At 38.8% G+C, this 21,120-nt stretch carries 22 protein-coding genes; 16 read left to right on the top strand and 6 right to left on the bottom strand.

Going from position 1 to position 21,120, the window contains the following annotated elements; translation table 11 throughout:
- The first annotated feature begins 1 nt into the window (after position 1).
- Genes ctaD through RM573_RS11000 form a run of 3 tightly spaced genes read left to right on the top strand, consistent with a single transcriptional unit; the run spans position 2 to position 3,087 of the window.
- Complete coding sequence (gene ctaD, locus RM573_RS11010) at positions 2-1,609, top strand: cytochrome c oxidase subunit I (RefSeq protein WP_311581621.1); 1,608 nt, start codon at positions 2-4, stop codon at positions 1,607-1,609.
- A gap of 9 nt (positions 1,610-1,618) precedes the next feature.
- Positions 1,619-2,173 (top strand): cytochrome c oxidase assembly protein, encoded by a 555-nt coding sequence (locus tag RM573_RS11005; RefSeq protein ID WP_311581619.1) that lies wholly within the window; start codon positions 1,619-1,621, stop codon positions 2,171-2,173.
- Positions 2,174-2,202: 29 nt separating this feature from the next.
- Positions 2,203-3,087: a cytochrome c oxidase subunit 3 gene (locus tag RM573_RS11000; RefSeq protein ID WP_311581617.1), complete on the top strand. Its 885-nt coding sequence runs from the start codon at positions 2,203-2,205 to the stop codon at positions 3,085-3,087.
- A gap of 187 nt (positions 3,088-3,274) precedes the next feature.
- On the opposite strand, the gene RM573_RS10995 is transcribed toward RM573_RS11000, so the two are convergent.
- Entirely contained in the window at positions 3,275-3,484 is a 210-nt protein-coding gene (locus tag RM573_RS10995) for a DUF2909 domain-containing protein (RefSeq protein ID WP_311581615.1), read from the bottom strand.
- A gap of 61 nt (positions 3,485-3,545) precedes the next feature.
- On the opposite strand from RM573_RS10995, the gene RM573_RS10990 reads away from it, so the two are divergent.
- From RM573_RS10990 to RM573_RS10970, 5 genes are read left to right on the top strand one after another with little or no spacing between them, the layout of a single operon-like run.
- Positions 3,546-4,304, top strand: coding sequence for an SURF1 family protein (locus tag RM573_RS10990; protein WP_311581613.1), 759 nt, complete (start codon positions 3,546-3,548; stop codon positions 4,302-4,304).
- 19 nt (positions 4,305-4,323) lie between these two features.
- Positions 4,324-4,884, top strand: a complete 561-nt coding sequence (locus tag RM573_RS10985) for a hypothetical protein (protein WP_311581611.1) — start codon at positions 4,324-4,326, stop codon at positions 4,882-4,884.
- A gap of 25 nt (positions 4,885-4,909) precedes the next feature.
- Positions 4,910-5,893 (top strand): COX15/CtaA family protein, encoded by a 984-nt coding sequence (locus tag RM573_RS10980; RefSeq protein WP_311581858.1) that lies wholly within the window; start codon positions 4,910-4,912, stop codon positions 5,891-5,893.
- Between the two features lie 8 nt (positions 5,894-5,901).
- Positions 5,902-6,819, top strand: coding sequence for a heme o synthase (gene cyoE / locus RM573_RS10975; RefSeq protein WP_311581610.1), 918 nt, complete (start codon positions 5,902-5,904; stop codon positions 6,817-6,819).
- A 16-nt stretch (positions 6,820-6,835) separates the two neighbouring features.
- Positions 6,836-7,465: an SCO family protein gene (locus RM573_RS10970; RefSeq protein WP_311581608.1), complete on the top strand. Its 630-nt coding sequence runs from the start codon at positions 6,836-6,838 to the stop codon at positions 7,463-7,465.
- An 84-nt stretch (positions 7,466-7,549) separates the two neighbouring features.
- Here RM573_RS10970 and RM573_RS10965 read toward each other — a convergent pair whose 3' ends face one another.
- Positions 7,550-8,605, bottom strand: a complete 1,056-nt coding sequence (locus RM573_RS10965; RefSeq protein ID WP_311581606.1) for a polysaccharide deacetylase family protein — start codon at positions 8,603-8,605, stop codon at positions 7,550-7,552.
- Between the two features lie 109 nt (positions 8,606-8,714).
- Between RM573_RS10965 and RM573_RS10960 the strand changes: the two genes are divergently transcribed.
- The gene (locus tag RM573_RS10960) at positions 8,715-10,052 is read left to right on the top strand and encodes an MATE family efflux transporter (RefSeq protein ID WP_311581604.1); all 1,338 of its coding nucleotides are present in this window, start codon (positions 8,715-8,717) and stop codon (positions 10,050-10,052) included.
- A gap of 88 nt (positions 10,053-10,140) precedes the next feature.
- On the opposite strand, the gene nfuA is transcribed toward RM573_RS10960, so the two are convergent.
- Positions 10,141-10,719, bottom strand: a complete 579-nt coding sequence (gene nfuA, locus RM573_RS10955; protein ID WP_311581602.1) for a Fe-S biogenesis protein NfuA — start codon at positions 10,717-10,719, stop codon at positions 10,141-10,143.
- A 291-nt stretch (positions 10,720-11,010) separates the two neighbouring features.
- Between nfuA and RM573_RS10950 the strand changes: the two genes are divergently transcribed.
- Positions 11,011-13,554: a M14 family zinc carboxypeptidase gene (locus RM573_RS10950; protein WP_311581600.1), complete on the top strand. Its 2,544-nt coding sequence runs from the start codon at positions 11,011-11,013 to the stop codon at positions 13,552-13,554.
- 35 nt (positions 13,555-13,589) lie between these two features.
- Here RM573_RS10950 and RM573_RS10945 read toward each other — a convergent pair whose 3' ends face one another.
- Positions 13,590-14,336: a ComF family protein gene (locus tag RM573_RS10945; RefSeq protein ID WP_311581598.1), complete on the bottom strand. Its 747-nt coding sequence runs from the start codon at positions 14,334-14,336 to the stop codon at positions 13,590-13,592.
- A gap of 59 nt (positions 14,337-14,395) precedes the next feature.
- Here RM573_RS10945 and bioH point away from each other — a divergent pair, with 59 nt between their 5' ends.
- The 3 genes from bioH to RM573_RS10930 all read left to right on the top strand — a co-directional run bounded on the left by bioH (position 14,396) and on the right by RM573_RS10930 (position 16,581).
- Positions 14,396-15,175 (top strand): pimeloyl-ACP methyl ester esterase BioH, encoded by a 780-nt coding sequence (gene bioH, locus RM573_RS10940; protein WP_311581596.1) that lies wholly within the window; start codon positions 14,396-14,398, stop codon positions 15,173-15,175.
- A gap of 137 nt (positions 15,176-15,312) precedes the next feature.
- Positions 15,313-15,600, top strand: coding sequence for a hypothetical protein (locus tag RM573_RS10935; RefSeq protein WP_311581594.1), 288 nt, complete (start codon positions 15,313-15,315; stop codon positions 15,598-15,600).
- Positions 15,601-15,603: 3 nt separating this feature from the next.
- Positions 15,604-16,581, top strand: a complete 978-nt coding sequence (locus tag RM573_RS10930; RefSeq protein ID WP_311581592.1) for a putative metalloprotease CJM1_0395 family protein — start codon at positions 15,604-15,606, stop codon at positions 16,579-16,581.
- 107 nt (positions 16,582-16,688) lie between these two features.
- Here RM573_RS10930 and pyrE read toward each other — a convergent pair whose 3' ends face one another.
- Positions 16,689-17,330, bottom strand: a complete 642-nt coding sequence (pyrE, locus tag RM573_RS10925) for an orotate phosphoribosyltransferase (protein WP_311581590.1) — start codon at positions 17,328-17,330, stop codon at positions 16,689-16,691.
- Positions 17,331-17,341: 11 nt separating this feature from the next.
- Positions 17,342-18,055, bottom strand: coding sequence for a ribonuclease PH (rph, locus tag RM573_RS10920; protein WP_311581588.1), 714 nt, complete (start codon positions 18,053-18,055; stop codon positions 17,342-17,344).
- 140 nt (positions 18,056-18,195) lie between these two features.
- Between rph and RM573_RS10915 the strand changes: the two genes are divergently transcribed.
- The 3 genes from RM573_RS10915 to RM573_RS10905 are packed head-to-tail and all read left to right on the top strand — an operon-like array spanning position 18,196 to position 21,118.
- Entirely contained in the window at positions 18,196-18,720 is a 525-nt protein-coding gene (locus RM573_RS10915) for a thioredoxin family protein (protein ID WP_311581586.1), read from the top strand.
- Positions 18,720-19,415: a gluconate 2-dehydrogenase subunit 3 family protein gene (locus RM573_RS10910; protein ID WP_311581584.1), complete on the top strand. Its 696-nt coding sequence runs from the start codon at positions 18,720-18,722 to the stop codon at positions 19,413-19,415. Before RM573_RS10915 ends, RM573_RS10910 begins: the two co-directional genes overlap by 1 nt.
- Positions 19,412-21,118, top strand: coding sequence for a GMC family oxidoreductase (locus tag RM573_RS10905; RefSeq protein WP_311581582.1), 1,707 nt, complete (start codon positions 19,412-19,414; stop codon positions 21,116-21,118). Before RM573_RS10910 ends, RM573_RS10905 begins: the two co-directional genes overlap by 4 nt.
- The last annotated feature ends 2 nt before the right edge of the window (positions 21,119-21,120 follow it).

Raw genomic sequence — 21,120 nt, 5'->3', positions numbered from 1 at the left:
AATGACTACAGAAGCTATTCACGACTCGCATGAGCACGATGATCACCATGATCACAAAATGACGGGTATAAAACGTTGGTTGTATACGACTAACCACAAAGATATTGGTACTTTGTACCTATGGTTCGCATTCATCATGTTATTATTTGGTGGTGCATTAGCAATGATGATCCGTGTTGAGTTATTTCAACCAGGACTTCAATTTGTTGAACCCGACTTTTTTAACCAATTAACTACTGTTCACGGTTTGATCATGGTATTCGGCGCGATTATGCCGGCTTTCACCGGTTTTGCTAACTGGATGATACCTATGATGATTGGTGCGCCAGATATGGCTTTACCACGTATGAACAACTGGAGTTTTTGGATTTTGCCTTTTGCATTTTCCATTCTTATTGCTTCGTTCTTTATGGAATCAGGAGCACCTAACTTTGGTTGGACGTTCTACGCACCACTTTCGACAACATACTCTAACGGAAGTACCGCATTCTTTGTTTTTGCTGTACATATTATGGGTGTTTCATCGATTATGGGGGCAATTAACGTCATTGTAACCATCATGAATATGCGTGCCCCAGGTATGACTTACATGAAAATGCCATTATTTGTTTGGACATTTTTCATTACGGCCTATTTATTAATTGCGGTAATGCCGGTGTTAGCTGGTGTTGTAACTATGCTATTAACTGACACCTATTTTGGTACGAGTTTCTTCGACGCCGCTGGTGGTGGTGATCCAGTAATGTTCCAGCATATTTTTTGGTTCTTTGGTCATCCTGAAGTTTACATCATGATCTTGCCGGCATTTGGTATTGTATCAACCATCATACCTACATTTGCTCGTAAACGTTTATTCGGCTATAGCTCAATGGTTTATGCCACAGCTTCAATTGCTTTCTTATCGTTTATTGTGTGGGCTCACCATATGTTCACCACCGGCATGCCGTTATTCGGTGAACTATTCTTCATGTATTGTACTATGTTGATTGCGGTGCCAACGGGTGTGAAAGTCTTTAACTGGGTTGCGACTATGTGGCGCGGTGCTATGACGTTTGAAGTGCCAATGCTATTTTCGATTGCCTTCGTTATTTTATTTACCATTGGTGGTTTCTCAGGATTGATGTTGGCGTTAACACCGGTTGATTTCCAATATCATGATACCTATTTTGTTGTAGCTCATTTTCACTATGTATTAGTGACAGGTTCATTATTCTCCATCTATGCCGGGGCTTATTACTGGTTACCTAAATGGACTGGACATATGTATCACGACGGATTGAGTAAGGCACATTTTTGGTGTTCGTTAATTTCAGTGAACATTCTGTTCTTCCCAATGCATTTCTTAGGCTTAGCGGGTATGCCTCGTCGTATACCTGATTATGCGTTGCAATTTGCTGACTTTAATAAGTGGGTAAGTATTGGCGGGTTTGCCTTTGGTTTATCACAAATAATATTCTTAGTGGTTGTTATTAAGTGTATTAAGGGCGGTAAAAAAGCTGACGCGAAACCTTGGGACGGTGCTGAAGGTTTGGAATGGACGGTCGCAAGTCCAGCTCCATATCATACCTTTGAAACGCCACCTAACGCTGAAGATATTAAAGGGCAATAGGAAAATATAATGAGTACAGAGCAAGACCAAAAATTATCGAATAATAAGACTAAAACAGTAAAGAAACTGGTGTTGGTGGTTTTTGCAATGTTTGGTTTTGGTTTTGCTTTAGTGCCTTTATATGACGTATTTTGTGATATCACCGGGTTAAATGGTAAAACGGCGACTACCGCTGCTAGTGTCAATGAAGATGGCATCGATGAAAGCCGTACCATAACTGTGCAATTTATTAGCCGAACAGCTAAAGGGATACCTTGGCAGTTTGAGCCTATGATAAACGAAATTACAGTACATCCTGGTGAAATGAAATTAGTGAAATTTTATGCGAAAAATGAATCGGTCAATGACATTATTGGGCAAGCTGTACCATCAGTTTCGCCTGGTAAAGCCGCGATTTATTTTCAAAAAATAGAGTGTTTTTGTTTCAACTCACAGCCGCTTAAAGCACAAGAAGATGTCGAAATGGCCCTGCAATTTTATGTTGATGCAGAGCTACCAGAAGAAGTGAAGACTATTACTTTGTCTTACACTTTATACGATATCACCGGCTCAGTTGAATCTTAGGCGATTACGCGAAACACAGGGGAATAGTGATGACTACAAAAAAATATGAAACATATTATGTACCCGCACAAAGCCATTGGCCAATTGTGGGTGCCGTTGCATTGTTTTTAATCGCCGTTGGCGCAGCGAATTATGTAACAGATATAAAAAATTCAACCTCAGGTTTCGGTGGTTATGTATTAATCGCCGGTATCGCGATGGTGATCTACATGATGTTTGGTTGGTTCAATAATGTGATTAATGAATCAATGGCGGGCAAATATAGCCATCAAATGGATAATTCATTTAAACAAGGGATGAGCTGGTTTATCTTTTCTGAAGTGATGTTCTTTGCGGCATTTTTTGGTGCTTTACTTTACGCCAGAACACTTTCTGTTCCATGGTTAGGCGGCGCTGATAATAATGCAATGACCGGCGCGGTATTATGGCCGGAATTCACGGCGCAATGGCCATTGATTAAAACACCTGACGGAACAGAAACAACCGGTATGGGTTGGTATGGTTTACCCCTTATCAATACTATTTTGTTATTAACATCTTCAGTGACGGCTCATTTAGCTCATGTGGCATTAGAGCAAGATAAGCGCCCGCAATTAAAATTCTGGTTAAGCATTACCTGTGTCTTGGGTCTAGTGTTCTTGTATTGCCAAGGCTTAGAATATGCACACGGTTATGCGGATGAAATGAAGCTGTATTTAACCAGTGGAATCTATGGTAATACCTTTTATATGCTGACAGGATTTCATGGGATGCATGTTACTTTAGGTACCATCATGTTAATTGTCATGTTGATCCGAGTGTTTAAAGGTCACTTTACTCCTAAGAATCATTTTGCGTTTCAAGCGGCAAGTTGGTACTGGCACTTTGTCGACGTGGTATGGGTATTACTCTTTGTTTTTGTTTACATTATTTAAAAACTGAATGGGTCGTAGATTAACTCAATAACTGCATCGAAGGTACACTTAAGTAAAATGTTACCTTCCGTGCCATCTTGTTGTTTTTGAGCTAGTCAATTTAGCCTTAAGTTTTTACAGAGAATATACAAAAAATGAAAATAAATAAGGCGCCATTAAAGCGCCTTCTTTTCCTTAATCGCTTTGTTTAGAAAGGTCTTGGGTTTGGTGTAATTACGCCAGTCAGAATACCCACAAGCAATAAGAGAACAATTACAACAGAAGTCATGACTCGACGGCCGATAAACTTTGACATACTTGGCTGGTTTGGATCGTTTTTATTCATGATTATTAAAGCACGAAACAGGTTATAAATCATAAAGGCTAATAAGCCAACAATGATAATTTTTATAATCACAAAACCCTCTCTTTTTATTATGTTAGGTTATACAGGTTGCTATTAATTTTTACGGTAATATATGAAGTTTGCTGATTTTAGAGAATATTTCAATCAATTAAACTGGTTTGTTGTCATTATCACTTTGCTTGTCTTTAGTGGATTAATCAAGCTTGGATTTTGGCAAACCGCCAGAGCCATCGAAAAAGAACAACGTTTATCGCGTATTAGCGATTATAAATCTCAAGATGCTTTATCTCTTGATGAGGTATTATCGTTACAATCATCAAATGAAAATATCAACGATCTTCCGGTTAAAATTCAGGGGGCTTTCAATGATGAGAAAGTTTTCCTATTAGATAATCAAACGCATAACGGTCGACTAGGTTATCGAGTGTTACAAGTGATTACCGACAACGATAGGGCAGTGTTAGTGAATTTAGGTTGGATTGAAGGCTTTATCGATCGCAGTAAATTACCTGAAATTACCCCAGTATCTGGCGCTCAAAAAATTACAGGTCATGTAAGGTTAATTGAACATGGCATAGTGTTAAGCGAAGAGAATTACAAAAATCCTTCGTGGCCGCTGAGAATTCAACGGATAGAAATTGATAAATTTTCAAGGTTTTTTGCACAAAAGTTATTGCCCTTTGTCATTTACTTAGATACAAAAGAAAGTCTAGGTTTTGAAAAAAATTGGCGTCCTATTGTGATGCCACCAGAAAAGCATCGAGCTTATGCATTTCAATGGTTTTCATTAGCCACAGCTTGGATGCTGTTAATGATCAGTGCTAGTGTATGGTTTATTAAAAATAAACCGAAAAATAATAATAAAAATTAAAATAAGAAAAAGGTTATCTATGTCTTCGCCTCAAGTAAATAAATCACGTCGAACGTTACTCATCACCTTGGCCGTATTCATATTACCTGTCGTTTTAGCTAAATTAGCGCTAGAACAACATTGGTTTAATTACGGGGTCACTAACCATGGTCAATTGGCCGAACAAGAACTGACCTTAACCGACCTAGGTGTTGATCCTACGGCGTTAAAAGAACAATGGTTAATCCTTTATCGCTTGCCTGCAAACTGTCAACAATTATGTGAAAAAACCCTGCTATCGCTTAATAATACATATACGTTATTAGGTAAAGAACTGCCTCGCGTCACTCCCATTGTCTTATACGAGAAAAGCTTAGCGGAGCGTCAATTAAGTCATTTACGTCATGCTAAGTGGCAACAACTTTCGTTGCCTGAACAAGCAAACGAACATATTGAAAGCAATCAAGTTGTGATAGTTGACCCGTTAGGCAACGTTGTTATGTCTTATCAAGGTCCAAAAGAAAAAGCAGGTTTAGTCTCTTTTGATAAAGCTATTCTTGCCGATATGAAAAAATTATTGAAATATTCAAGGATTGGCTAATATGCAACAGAAAAGTACCCAAAACATTAGACGACTTGTCCTTGTCAGTATCTTACTTGCGATTATTGTGGTCAGCTTAGGCGCCTATACTCGTTTAACTCATGCTGGGCTAGGTTGTCCCGATTGGCCCGGTTGTTACGGATTATTAGACGTACCAGAATCATCAGAGCAGATATCAAAAGCTGAACTAGCATTTCCAGATAGACCTGTTGAACCCGAAAAAGCGTGGAATGAAATGATCCATCGTTATTTTGCCGGAGTTTTAGGCTTATTTATTTTAGCGATAGCGATATTATCGTTCCGAAATAGAGAGCAAGGAACACCGTTATTTCTTCCCTTATTAATTTTATGTGTGGTGATTTTCCAAGCCGCGTTAGGTATGTGGACAGTTACTTTGATGTTAATGCCCGTGGTGGTCATGGGACATTTACTCGGTGGTTTTACTACTTTATGCCTGCTGTTTTTACTGTATTTAAGACTCAATCCTTATCGCGTGCCTGGTGGTGATGCTTCAGTGCGACGCTATGCACCTTATGGACTATTAGGGGTAGTCATATTAACGGGGCAAATCGCGCTAGGCGGTTGGACCTCTGCCAATTATGCCGCGCTCGTTTGTACAGAATTACCTATTTGTCAGGCCGGTTGGGCAGAAGAATTCACCATTGAAGTGGCGTTTGATTTGATACCACCAGAGCGTGACACCTATGAACATGGCCATTTAGGGCATTATGAACGCGTGACCATTCATGTAATGCATCGTTTTGGTGCCATCATTACTGCGGTTTACTTACTGTGGCTGGCTGGTACGATATTTATGAAAGCTAATACCCGATTCTTTAAAAATACCGCAGTCGGTTTAGTGATGATATTAACGGCACAAATCGCATTAGGGATCAGTAATGTCTGGTTTTCATTACCGCTTTCGGTGGCAGTTAGTCATAACATTGTTGCGGCATGCCTAATGTTAATGCTAATTTTATTAACCTATAGTTTAAAGCGAAAAGCCTAGGAGTAAGAATGAGTAGTGATATTTCTTCAGTAGAGGCTGATGTGAGTAAACCAATGACGGCAAGTTGGCGTGATTATTATGAAATCACCAAACCACGTGTCGTTGCGTTATTAGTGTTAACGGCATTAGTCGGTATGTGTTTATCGGTACCTGGTGCTATTCCTTGGCAGGTTTTAATTCCTTCAATGACAGGCATTGGCTTTCTTTCATCGGCCGCAGCAGCGATTAATCACATCGTTGATGAACGTATTGATAGTGTGATGGGCAGAACCTACAACAGACCTGTTGCAACCGGCCGATTAGATCCTAAGAATGCCGCGTTGTTTGCCATGCTATTAGCCGTATCTGGTTTTGCTATTTTATATAGTTTTGTAAACCCTTTAACGGCTTGGTTAACTTTCTCGGGTTTAGTTGGTTACAGTTTTATTTATACTATGTATTTAAAGCGTGCTACGCCACAGAACATTACTATTGGTGGCTTAGCTGGCGCAATACCGCCGTTATTGGGCTGGACGGCAATGACCAATGAAATTCATCCGAATGCTTTGCTGTTGGTCTTGTTAATTTTTACATGGACACCTCCTCATTTTTGGGCGTTAGCCATTCATCGAAAAGATGAATATGCCAAGGTCAACATTCCAATGCTGCCAGTAACGCATGGCGTGAATTTCACTAAAACCCAAATTCTTTTGTATACGGTTTTATTGTTTGTTGTTGGTTTACTGCCTTATCTTGTTGGCATGAGTAATTGGTTGTATTTAATTGGTGCGGTTGTGCTGAACATCATATTTTTTGTTTATGCCTGGAAACTTAAATTTAATGCCGATGAGAGTACCGCCATGGATACGTTTAAGTTCTCGATTATCCATTTAATGTTACTCTTTATTATTTTATTAGTTGACCATTACGCTTTACCACTGAATTAATTTTTAAGGATATCTTGTGAATAAATTACTTATCGCTATTGTTGCGGTTATTTCAATAGCGACAGGTTTTTTGCTGTATCAAAAATCGTATAACTTGGCACAACCTGAACATTCTTTGTTTTACCAAACACCGCGCACAATAAAACCTTTTGCTATGGTTGATCATCAAGGGGCGAAATTTGCCAACGAACAATTCATCGGTAAATGGTCATGGGTATTTTTTGGTTATACCTCTTGTCCTGATGTGTGCCCGACGACCTTACAAGAACTCAATTTTGTTTATGATGAGCTCAAAGCGATTAATAACAATGCACAAGTCTTATTAGTTTCTGTTGATCCTCAGCGTGATACGGTAGATAAGCTTTCTCAATATATCGCTTATTTCAACCCAGAATTTAAAGCTTTAACGGCTGATCATTCAGTATTATTTCCTTTCTCGAGAAATTTAGGCTTAATGTATGCAATAAGTGATGAAAAGCGAGATGATAACTATTTAGTTGATCACAGCGCTTCTATCGTATTAATCAACCCAGAAGGCAAAATATCGGCTATTTTCAAACCTGAGCATGAATTAGGGCAATTACCGATTATTTCCGGAGAAAACCTAGTCAGCGATTTTGCAAAAATTGTTAAATTATCGGAATAACATGAACATGTTTGATTATTGAAAAAGGAGCTTGTGGCTCCTTTTTTCATATTTCTGGAGAAAATTTAGCTTGAAACTACAGGGTTAAAGTGGGTACCACTGATCCCCTGCTTCTAATATGAACCAAGGTTTTGAATACCAATAATATCGACCGGGCTTACTTTTACTCGGAGCAGTACAATTGGCTCTTACTCGTCCACTCGGCAATGGTGCGTTAAAAGTAATCATAAAACTATTTTCTGTTTGCCAATCAATGTTCTGACGACCAATACCAGTAACATAACAATTTAACTGACTTTTATTAAAATCATCAACAATGACATTAAATGTGGCGGATTCTAGGCTATTTATCGGATAAATGGTTTCAGTACTTTCGTCTGTTAAAGTCATCGAAAAAGGTAACGCATGCAATTTATCACGTAAGGTGGTGAGGTTGTCATAAGGCTTTGATGCAGGAAAACGGGGTACTGCTGTAAGATCAGTGCCGAAACCAACAGCGCCGCTTTGTTGTGAAAAGGCGATAAAATCATGCTCTTTGAGCATGCGTTGAATCGCTGGTGTATATTCACCATAAGGATAGGCAAAATAACGCCAACTTTGTCCGGTATTTTCTTCAATTATTTTTTCTGCTTGGTTGAGCAAGGTTTTAAGATGATCAAGCCATTCTGCTTCGGTTAAGTTTTTAGGAATGCGCGCGAATGAATCGTGGTTAAAACCATGGTTGGCAATAATAACGCCATCATCGGCCATTTTTTTTAGTTGCAGCCATGAAAGATATTGTGATGAGTTTTGGTTGATTATGCCGGGGTTGATGAAAATGGTGAAAGGGTAATTAAACTTATCGAGAATCGGTTTACCTTGTGTCAAAATATCTAAATACGCATCATCAAAAGTAATCGCCACGGTTTTATCAGGAATAGCTTGCTGTTTTTTAATGGAATTCATTAATTCTGATAAAGGAACAACACGAAAGCTATTATCGGCTAAATACTGCATATGTGCTTCAAATTGCGCTGGCGAAATACTCGTACTGGCGGGGCTGTCGTCACTGACGTGATGATATTGTAAAATTACAGCGGCAACACCATTCATCGTAAAACTGAATAGTGTTATTAGTAAACTAAATTGGATGATTTTCACGGGATCACTCTGTATTTCATAGTAAAATGTTTATGCCGCCAACCATAGCGTTTATTAGGCAAAATATATAGTGTCTTTGCCGTCATTAATGTCAACAAGAAGGTGATTATTGTTCTTTGCAAATAAAGCGGATCATAAACAATTATTTGTATTAGCTATCCCAATGATACTGTCAAATATCACGGTACCATTATTAGGATTAGTAGATACTGCGGTGATTGGTCATTTAGATCATGCCTACTATTTAGGTGGAAGTACCGTAGGTGCAATGGTCATCACTTGTATTACATGGTTATGCGGTTTTTTACGCATGACCACCACGGGGTTAGCTGCTCAAGCATTTGGTCAACAAAATGCCTCACAAAATTTATTAGTATTATTACGCGGTTTACTGGTCGCTTTAATCATTGGTGGGAGCTTTATATTACTGCAAACGCCATATATTTCTGGGGCTATTTATTTATCAGGAGGCTCAGATCAGGTTCAGTTTTATGCTCAACAATATAGCGAAATTAGGATCTGGGGATTACCCGCCGCATTAGCGAACTTAGTGTTATTAGGTTGGTTATTGGGCAATCACAAAGCTAAAATGGTCATGTGGATCTTAATATTTACCAACCTTGTTAACCTTGTTTTAGATGTTGTTTTTGTCCTATGGCTTGATTGGCAAGTACAAGGCGTCGCTTATGCCACCTTAATTGCTGAATATGCCAGTATCTTGTTATCTTTAACGTTAATATTTCATCATTTTAAGCCAATCATTAAAGCTTCTGTTAACGATATTAAAAGTAAGTTGTTGGATAAGTTAGCGCTGGTTAGTTACTTCAAGCTAAATCGAGATATTTTAATACGAACACTTTGTCTGCAGTCTTGCTTTGTGTTTATCACGTTTCAAGGGGCCAGATTAGGTGATAATGTTGTAGCGGCAAATGCAATATTAATGAATTTTTTACTCTTTATATCCTTTGGTTTAGACGGTATTGCCAACGCCGCAGAAGTCATGGTCGGCAAGGCAAAAGGCGAAAATAACCTGAAAAAATTACAGGTTGTTTTTAAAGTTAGTTTATTCTGGACACTGATTTTTGCCTTGGTATATAGCCTGTTTTTCATTTTCTGGGGGCCATCTATTGTACGTTTAATTTCAGATATTGAAGCGGTTGTTCTTTATGCCGACCAATATTTATTTTGGATTATGCTCTTACCACTTGCTGCATGTTGGAGTTATTTGTTTGATGGTATTTATATTGGATTAACGCAAGCCAAAGCAATGCGAAATAGCATGATTCTATCTACTTTTGGTTGCTTTTTTCCGTTGTGGTGGTTATTGCAAAGTTATGAAAACAATGGCTTATGGTTTGCGTTTATCGTTTTTATGATTGCTAGAGGTTTAACACTAGCGTGGCATTTTACTCGGCATATCTGGCATGCCAAAGCCCTTGAAAGTTAGTACTTTTTAGATTTTAAACAGTTAAAAAAAGCCAAATGAAATAAATTCAGTTGGCTTTTCGATTAATCAATATGTGTAAGGATGTTATTTAATAATATGAATGTTCACCACGTTCGTGTTCTGTCATATCTTTAACACCTTTAATTTCATCACCCATCATTTCAATCAGCTGTTTTTCAATGCCGTCTTTTACGGTAACGTCAATTTGACTACAGCCATTACAGCCACCACCAAATTGTAAAACGGCGTAACCATCATCTGTGATCTCCATCAAAGTACATTCGCCGCCATGGCCAGCTAATTGAGGATTTACTTCCGCTTTTAAAAAGTAATCAACGCGTTCAAATAAAGGTGCATCGTCAGCGACTTTACGCAATTTCGCATTGGGTGCTTTTAAGGTTAACTGAGAGCCCATTTGGTCAGTCGTAAAGTCGATTTCTGCATCTTCTAAAAATGCTTTGCTGTCTGCATCGACATAAGCAGAGAAATGCTCAAAAGGAATTTCGATATCTTCAGGTTCAACAGCATCTGCTGGGCAATATGACACACCACATTCGGCACTTGCTGTTCCTGGATTGACAACAAATACGCGAATACTTGTGCCTTCGGCTTGTTGGGATAACAGCTTTTGAAAATGTTCTTGGGCTGTTTCTGAAATTGTGATCATAATGCGTTTCGCTCTAAACTTTTCAAAAATAAGGATAAGATTTATGTGATACCTGAGTAAATTAGTCAGGTATGTTTATTTTACTCTGCTACGTTAAGTTTCGCTAGTGATCATTTATTCTGCGGTTTATTTTTTATTAAAAAGTGCCTTTTTGTTAAAAATCGAGATAAAAAAGAGATAAAACCACGAGAATTTAAGGGGGAAATACTAGCTGCACTCCTAAGAGTTTGTTATTTTGTTCTAATCAAATTCGTTTGATTAAACTCAAGCAATTAGCTAGGAATTTCAAAAATGCATTTTCGTTTACTGATAATAACTCTACTATTAAGTCTGTTTAGCCAACCTTTATTCGCCGCGGCGGTTGAAAAATATTTACCAGAAAATCATACATATGATCAATCAGTTATCAAACCTGAAGCGGTTTTAGGTTTTGGTTTAGGTGAGCGACATATTCGTCATGATCAACTTGTGCAATACATGGAAGCATTGGCTAATGCTTCAAATAAAGCCGTGCTAACCGACATTGGCCGTACAACTGAAATGCGTAAACAAGTGTTATTAACACTTTCTCATCCTGATAATATTGCAAAATTGCCTGAATTATTAGCCCGTCAAGATATGGGAAAAAAACCAGAAGATCCGTTAGTGGTTTGGTTAGGGTACTCAGTGCATGGTGATGAAATTACTGGCAGTAATGCCGCGCTCGTGATTGCTTATCATTTAGCGGCCAGCCAAGAGAAGTCGGTAGCTGATATTCTTAAAAACACGGTTATTGTTTTAGAGCCAAGCATCAATCCTGATGGTATGGACCGTTTTGTCAATTGGGTAAATACATATCGTGGTACAACGGCTAATCCTGATCCGAATCATATTGAACATCATCAACAATGGCGAACAGGTCGTACTAATCACTTTGGTTTTGACCTAAATCGTGATTGGTTATTACTTTCTCAAAAAGAGAGTCGTAATAGATTGGCATATTTTCATCAATATCAACCACATGTTCTAGGTGATTTTCACGAGATGGGTGCCAATAGCAGTTATTTTTTCCAACCAGGCATACCAAGCAGAACACATCCGTTAACACCGAAGAAAACCACCGAGTTGACGCAACTTCTAGCTACTTTTCATGCTAAAGCGTTAGATAAAGAAGATCGTTTATATTACAGCCAAGAAAGCTTTGACGATTTTTATTATGGCAAAGGTTCAACCTATCCAGACATTAATGGTGGTATCGGTATATTATTCGAGCAAGCGAGTAGCCGAGGCTTTCAACAAGACAGTATTAATGGCTTGTTAACTTTTGAATATGGCATTAAAAACCATGTATTAACTTCGCTTTCCACGATTCAAGGGGCATGGGAAAATAGCGATAAATTTAAAAAGTATCGTAAAAATTTTCATGAAGAGTCAGAGGATTTGATCAAAAAAGAAAAGTTTAATGGCTATTTAATTACAGAAGCGAAAGATTCCCATCGTTTGAATATCTTTTTAGAAAAACTGACAGCTCATCAAATCAATGTCTTGCCCTTAACTGAAGATTTTCGTTATGACGGCACACTTTATAAAAAAGGTCAGAGTTTTTATGTGCCACTGGCGCAAAAACAATATCGAGTGATCCAAGCGTTATTTAACCAAGGAACCGATTTCCCAGATAATACTTTTTATGATGTTTCCGGTTGGACAATGCCTTTAGCGATGGATATAAATTTCATACAAGTTGGACGTACTTGGGGATTACGCCTTGCAAAAAATTCATGGCAACCAGCAGAAAAAAATGACATTTCAATAGACAAAAATGCTTATGCTTACGCTTTTGAATGGCATCATTTTTTAGCGCCAAAATTGCTCAATCAATTATTAGCAAACGGCGTTAAAGCAAAAGTGGCCACAAAAACATTTTCATCGGTTATTGCTGGAAAAACAAAAAACTTTGCCACAGGAACGATTGTGGTTCCTGCTGGTATTCAAACAAATCAACAATGGCGCGATTTGTTAGCGCTTTCCGCGAATGAAAATTCATTACCGATCTTTAATATCGACACGGGATTAACTATTAATGGCGTTGATGTTGGCTCTGGTTCAATAAAGCCCGTTAACCCTATTAAGGTATTACTAATTGGCGGCAAAGGAAGCTCGCAATATGAAGCGGCTGAGATCCTTTATTACCTAGATGATACGTTAAATATTCCTGTGACTATTGTTGAAAGAAACCGTTTATCTCGTGTTGATTTAGCGTCATACAGCCATATCATTATGGTGGATGGTAATTACGCCGATATCAATAAAAATGTCACTAGCAAAATTCAGTCTTGGGTTAAAAAAGGCGGCGTTATTTTTGGGCAAAAGCGTGCGGCACAATGGCTAGCAAAAGTTGAATTATTAAAGGCTGATTTTGTTGAAAAAGAACACATTAATGGCCTATTCGATAGCGAATCACTGACTTATCAAGACAAAGAAAAATTGTCAGCAAGAAAACGTATTGCCGGCGCTATTTTTGACACTAAACTCGATACTAGCCACCCATTAGCTTATGGCTATACTGATTCACAGTTACCGGTATTTAGAAACAGTACCTTGATTATGGAATCGGTTGAATCGCCTTTTATTACCGTTGCTGAATATACATCAACGCCGTTAATGAGTGGTTATACTGATCAAAATTTAATTAATAAAATAGCGAATAGTCCGGCAATTGTTGCTCATAACCAAGGTCGCGGTCGTGTTATTGCTACGTCAGATGTATTTGCATTTCGAGGTTATTGGTTTGGTAGTGCGAAAGTTTTAGCCAACAGTTTATTTTTTGCCAAAGCGTTTAGCGCTTCAGCCAATTAATTGCCTGCATTAGCTTAATACCACTTAGCCTGAGATTATTTAGGGAGTGTAAGCGCAACCGTTAATACGGTAATGTGTTTTACTCCCTTTAATTTTAATAATTTACATAAGGTGTTCACTGTACTTCCTGTGGTGATCACATCATCCAATAAGATGATATGACTTGGTAACGTATCAACTTCTTCAGATAACGCAAAGGCATTTTTTAAAAGCTTGCGTCGTAACTTGCCACTTTGTCCTACTTGGCTCTTACTATAAGTTGTTCTACGCAAAGCTTGTCTTAAATAAGGAATTTTTGTTCGACGATTGAAGGCTCGTGCAATTAAATGCGCTTGATTAAAACCTCGCTGCTGCCATTTTTTTAGATGAATGGGCACTGAAAGTATTGCGACATCCTGTTGCTTGTTTACTTGTTTTTGCCATAATTCTGCCAACAAATAACCCAAAAGATCCGCTAGTTCAAAACGCTTTTGATATTTAAAATCTATTAGCCACTGATCAAATGGCGCGATATAAGGCGCAAGGCAAAGCAATTGCTCAAATGATCTTTGTGGAAAAAGCTTATCAATGGCCGGCCAATTCAGTAAATTAAAACCAAAATGTTGGTAAGAAAATAAGGGTAAATCATCGTAACAATATTGACATAACAATGGATGTATTACGTGAGCACTTTTACATAACTCACACTCGCTCATGGTCTGTCGAGTTAATGTTAAACATTCAGCAAAATAACGATGTAGATGCGTGAATAATTGCCCAACAATTTTGTTATCCAATTCCATTTGTTTATCACTTTCTATACACTGACGCTTTTTAAATCTCTAGTATAAGTATGGCAACAATGTTGAAATTTACGAGTAGTGGTGCTGGATTACCTTTAGTGTTTATACATGGTTGGGGGCTCAACTCGGGGGTTTGGCAACCAAGTGTTAAACAGCTTGAACAGTCTTTTCGAATAATTACCGTTGATTTACCCGGCTTTGGTAATAACCTTGATTATCAAGTATCGCCTTACACTATAAAAAATATTGCTCAACATATTGCAGACATTATTGATGAACCCGCTGTTATTATTGGTTGGTCTTTAGGCGGTATAATTGCGACAGAGTTGGCATGTAGCCACCCTGATAAAGTACTTGGACTTATTACGGTTGCGAGTACGCCATGCTTTGTTGAACAAGAAAATTGGCCGGGTATTAAGCCGGAGGTATTAAGCTTATTTCATCGTCAACTTGAAGAAGATACCCAAAAAACTATTAATAATTTTTTGAAAATACAAGCCATGGGTAGCCCGCATTTACGTAACGATATAAAGCAGTTACGTGAATTGATCATGCAATACCCTATGCCTAGTAAATCGACTTTAGATTTATCTTTAAGGTTTTTAGAACAGGAAGATCAACGTCAACAACTTAAGCTTGTCAGTCAACCGTTTTTACGTATTTATGGCAAACTTGATGGTTTAGTACCAAAAGCAGTCATTGAACAAGTCTCTTTGTTAGCGCATGAAAGTGATGTTGTTATTTTTGAAAAAGCCTCGCATGCCCCTTTTATTAGTGAGCTCGAAAACTTTGTTGAAAAGCTTTCTTCGTGGCTTAATCAACGGTTTGTATCGCATTAGTCACTCGCCAAAAACTTTACATTCGAGCTGATTTGGTTAATAATTAAACACATTGGTTTGCACTAAATATCCGTTGTAAAAATAAGTGTTCAGAATATATTTTTTATCACTTATTAAAGATATTAAGGGGAAATACTATGAACGTTCAATCTGCATTTAATTCAGGTGTTGAAGGATTTCAAAAAGCGACTGAATCAGCGACTCAAGCGGCAAGTGATATTGCCCATATTAGCCATGAGCATGCGGCACAATTTAATGTTGAAGATAGCGCTGAAACTGAAGTTAAAACTTCATCAGTAGATACGCCAAATTTAAATCAATCTATCGTCGATTTGAAAGTTGCAGAACATCAAGCGAAAGCATCGGCAAATGTTATTAAAACTGCCGATGAAGCATTAGGCACGTTACTGGATGTAAGTATTTAAATCATGAATATCACGCCGCACACAACTACTACGCCAATCCCGACGGTGGTCAACCCACCAACGGATGCGTTGCGCCGTGAAAATAATCAAAGAGAAATCATCACAAAACCCGCTGCTGCCCAGCAATCTGCCGGAGAAAAAGGTGTCGCCTCTGAACGTGAGCGAGCACGTACACCGGCACAAAATAATGAACATATTGATTTTGAAAACATACGTAAACAGGCCGAAATAGCCAATACGACGATCTCTGATGAAGAACATGGTTCGTCGAAGGATGAAGAGCAAAGTCAACAACCATTTTCTAAAAAAGCCAAAGAAGCTTCATCTGCGGAGAATATCGAAGACGCTGAACAAGAGAACTATGAAAAGCAACAAGTAGAAAAACAAGAAGTTGCTGAACAAAAAGTGATTAATGAGTTAGCCGATCGTGATCAAGAGGTGCGTGCTCATGAATCAGCCCACGCTGCTGTTGGCGGTTCAACGACAGGTTCTCCGTCTTATTCATTTGAAACCGGCCCCGATGGTAAAAAGTATGCCGTTGATGGCGAAGTTTCTGTTGATTTATCCGCTGTAGAAGGTGACCCACAAGCCACTATCAGTAAAATGCAGAAGGTGTATGCTGCAGCGCTAGCGCCTGTTCAACCCTCAGCCCAAGATTTACGAGTTGCTAATTCAGCCACTAAAAAAATTCTGCAAGCTCAATCTGAACTGGCGGGTTTAAATTCGACTACTGGTAAGTCAGATACCGAAAATCTTACTAAGCTTTCGAGTGATGACAGTGAACAAGAAAACGCGTTAAATAATCTTGAAACAACTGATTTTGATCGCGCGATGGAAAGAACCTTGAAGGAACAAGAAGCCGTTGCCCCAACACGTTCTGTTGATATTGACCAACGAGCTTTACGGATTGAAAGCTTTTACGCCAATATTAATCGCGCATATGAAAAACAACCTAGCTATCAATTTGAATTAACGGCTTAAGCGTTTCTCAAGCCAATATTTTAAATGGTTGACGGTAAAAACAAAAAAACCTAAATTCTTAAAGGAATTTAGGTTTTTTGCTCTTATCACTGACGATAAACGGTCGCTTAAATACCATAGTCTTCTTGATATTGTTTGATAGTTGCTAAGCTATCTGCCATATCAGGTTGCTCTTCTAAATAGGTAATTAAGTCGGTTAACGTGACAATTGAGATGACTTTCGTGCCAAAATCACGCTCTACTTCTTGGATCGCCGAAAGTTCGCCTTTTCCTTTTTCTTGACGGTCTAGTGCAATTAATACGCCTGAAAGCTCAGCTCCGTGTGCTTTAATTATTTCCATTGATTCACGAATTGCCGTACCAGCGGTGATCACGTCATCCACTAGCATGATTTTACCCTCAAGAGGTGAGCCAACTAAACTGCCCCCTTCACCATGAGTTTTCGCTTCTTTACGGTTAAAGCAGTAAGGTAAATCTTTATTATGGTGATCTGCTAAGGCAACAGCCGTAGTAGTTGCAATAGGGATCCCTTTATATGCAGGGCCAAATAACAAATCAAAATCAATATCTGCATCCATTAAAGCCGAAGCATAAAAACGGCCTAAACGAGCTAAATCACCGCCGGTATTAAATAAACCAGCATTAAAAAAGTAAGGACTGGTACGCCCTGATTTTAAAGTGAATTCACCAAAACGTAATACCTGTTTATTTAAGGCGAATTCAATAAATTCACGTTGATAAGCTTTCATGTTTGGTCCTATTAATTTAACGCTGTTTTTTGCAGATCGAATAATTCGTTAATGGCATTCTTAGCCAAAGTTAGCATTTCTTGCATTTCATCAAAGCTGAACGGCTCTTCTTCCGCTGTACCTTGAATTTCAATTAATTTACCTGTGTCAGTCATTACCACATTCATGTCGGTGTCTGCTGCCGAATCTTCTGGGTAATCTAAATCAGCCACCGGTTCACCTTTATATATGCCTACTGAAATAGCAGCAATCATATGCTTTAACGGGTTTGTTTTGATAATGTCTTTAGCACGCATGTAATTGAGTGCATCAACTAATGCCACACAGGCACCGGTAATAGAAGCGGTTCTGGTACCACCGTCGGCTTGAATAACATCACAATCAACACTGATAGTATTTTCACCTAATGCTTTTAAATCAACAGCGGCTCTTAACGCACGTGCAATTAAACGAGAAATTTCTAATGTACGACCACTTTGTTTGCCGCTAGCTGCTTCACGTCTCATGCGAGTATGCGTAGAACGAGGTAACATGCCATATTCAGCGGTAACCCATCCTTTACCTTGGCCTTTTAGAAAACGAGGAACGCCTTCTTCAACTGAGGCAGTACAAATCACTTTGGTATCACCAAATTCTATTAAAACGGAGCCTTCTGCATGTGCAGTAAATTGACGAGTGATGGTAACCGGACGAATTTGTCCTAATGTTCTGCCGCTTGGACGCATGATAAATTCTCTGTGAGTAAAATAATGGTCGCATTATAATCGCTTAAGTTTCATATTGACATAATGACGGACAAAGAATTTTGAAATATAGTTGTTTAAAACAAGGTCATGTTTGATAGTCTCAATATTTGGAATAAATTATGAAGCATTCTTTCGCTATTCTTTTGACAGCCTTTCTTATTCATGCGTTTGCAATTGCTGGAGAATCGTTTGAAACAAGTGATAGCTTACCGGCATATAGTCGTATATATGACGATCAACGCGACCCGTTTTCGGATGCGAAAGCTGCTATTGAGTTAGCGAAGAAAACCAATCGAAATGTCTTAATTGAAATTGGCGGAAATTGGTGCACTTGGTGTCATAAAATGGATGCCTTTTTAGAAAAAAATCCTGATATTTATCAAAAGCTTCATAGTGAATATGTGTTATTAAAAATTAATGTTAGCGATTCAAATGAAAACGAAGCATTTATGAAATCACTACCGCCAACCTTAGGATACCCTCATATGTATGTCTCTACTGCTACAGGTAAAATGATGTTATCTAAAGATACCGCAGAGCTATTAACGCAGGGTAACTATTCTAGAGAAGCGTGGTTAAGTTTTCTTGAGAAATGGAACGTTGGCAACAATCATAGAAATGTTAACCAAAGTGAGACAGATTAATGCCTTCATTTTTTAATGAAAATTACCGAACACCTTTGTGGTTAAAGAAAAAACTATCTCGTCGTCATTTATTAAAGTCTGCCGCTGGAGCATCAGCTATCGCAGCATTACCGGCTATTGCGTTCAACGCTACTTCTGAGAATAACGCTTACCAATTAGCGTTAAAAGATACCGTTTGGCAAACCCTAGATGCAGTATTTGAACACCTTTTTCCAGCGTCTAAAACGGGACCTAGTGCTCAAGATATTCAGGCCACTTTTTATCTCTATCAACTTGTGCATGAACAGCCCACCTCTCAAGATGAAATAGACTTTATTTATCGCGGTGTTGGTTGGTTAAATGGCTTCACCCAAAATAAATTCAGCAACAATTTTATAGCATTAAATACCGATGAAAAAGAGCAAACTTTTCGAGCGATTAGCCAGTCTGAAGCAGGCCAAAATTGGCTTAACATGATGATTCTTAATTTATATGAAGCGATGTTGTCGCCGCCGGCATATGGCGGTAATCCTGATGGAAATGGCTGGAAATGGCTCAATCATCAAGCTGGCTTTCCTTTGCCGCCAGCAGGAAAGCGATATTATGAATTACCCACAGGTAATTTAGCGGTAAATAAACAAGCGCAACGCATGGAAAGTAAGTCATTAATCGCTAAATTTACCACCCAGTCAAACAAAGGAAATAACAAAGCATGAGTTATGATATTTGTATTGTTGGCAGTGGTGCCGGTGCCTCGCCGGTTGCGTATACCTTAGCAAAAGCCGGCGCAAAAGTGTTGGTGTTAGAGAAGGGCCCATGGTTAACAGAAAAAGAATTCTATAAAGATGAATTAGCGATCAGTTTACGTGATTCCTACAACCCCAATTTAGCGGATGAGCAACACGTGATTGAAGAAGAATATGTGCGTGAAAACGGTTCAACCTATTGGGATGGTGAACCTACGAGCGAGTCAGGTTGGAGCTTCTGGAATGGCACAGTTGTTGGTGGCTCTTCCAATTTTATGAGCGGTTATTTTCACCGTTTAAAACCCGTAGACTTTCGACTTCGTTCTGAATTCGGTGCGATTGAAGGAGCCAATATTGTCGATTGGCCGATCAGCTATGATGAACTGGAACCCTATTATGCTCAAGTTGAAAGAGAGGTTGGTGTATCAGGCAAAGTCGTTAAACATCCCCATCAAGAACCTCGTTCAACCGAAGATTTTCCCTATCCGCCATTGGCTGAACACGCCGTTTCATCATGGATAGACAAAGGTGCTCAAGCGTTAGGTTTTCATGCGATTCCTGTTCCACGTGCGGTACTTTCTCAACCTGCTATGGGAAGGAATAGTTGTGAATATTCAGGATATTGTAGTAGTTATGGTTGTTCAACCGGTGCAAAAGGGAGCGGTCGAGCGGCGTTATTAAATCATGCTGTTGCCACTGGCAATTTAACCATTATCCCCAACGCTAAAGTTCACCATATTAACAGTAATGACCAAGGTGAAGTTACTGGTGTGCAATATTATGATCGCCAAGGGCGTGATCAGCAAGTAACCGCTAAAATATATGTAGTTGCTTGCCAAGCTATTGAAACTTCTCGTTTATTATTGTCTTCAACAAGTGATTATTTTCCGCAAGGGCTAGCGAATAGCAGTGGTCAAGTGGGAAAAAACCTTATATTTAGTGCCGGTGGCACTGGCTCTGGCGACTTTTTCTTTGACGAGATTGATAAACAACAACAGGCTGAATTAAAACAAGTAGGCCCATTTATTAATCGAGCGTTACAAGATTGGTATCAAATAGACGATAAAAAGTTTCAAGGCGCAAATAAAAATGGCAAAGCTAAAGGTGGCACAATCGACTTTTTGTTTCATCAAAATCCTATTGCTCGAGTAGGTGGCAGCCAGTGGAATGAGCATAACGAATTGGTTTGGGGGGAAGCACTCAAGCAAAATATTTTTAACGAATTTACGAATTATAAAACGCTTAGATTTGAAGTGTTTAATGATTGGTTACCTACCGATAATTGTTTTGTTGCATTAGATGAAGAAGTGACAGATAAATGGGGCGATCCTGTGGCCAAAGTTAGAATTGGTAGTCATAACCATGATCTTGAAGTAGGTGAGTATTTAGCAGAAAAAGGCGCGGCTTTACTGAAAAAATTAGGCGCTAAAAACATTGCTACTTCGGTCAGTAGTTCGCCACCCACTAATTTAATGGCGGGTGGCTGTCGCTTTGGCAATGACCCTAAAACGTCTGTGCTCAATAAATATTGTCAGGCGCACGAAGTGAAAAATCTTTATGTCACCGACGGCTCATTTATGCCTACAGGCGGTAGTGTTCCTTATACCTTCACTATTTATGCCAATGCGTTTCGTGTGGCAGATCATATTAAGACGCGGTGGTTAGCAAGCTAGAC

This window comes from Thalassotalea castellviae (genome assembly GCF_031846185.1).
GTDB lineage: Bacteria > Pseudomonadota > Gammaproteobacteria > Enterobacterales > Alteromonadaceae > Thalassotalea_H > Thalassotalea_H castellviae.
Note: the sequence above shows the minus strand (reverse complement) of the source record. Positions and strands in the feature narration are given on the sequence as shown.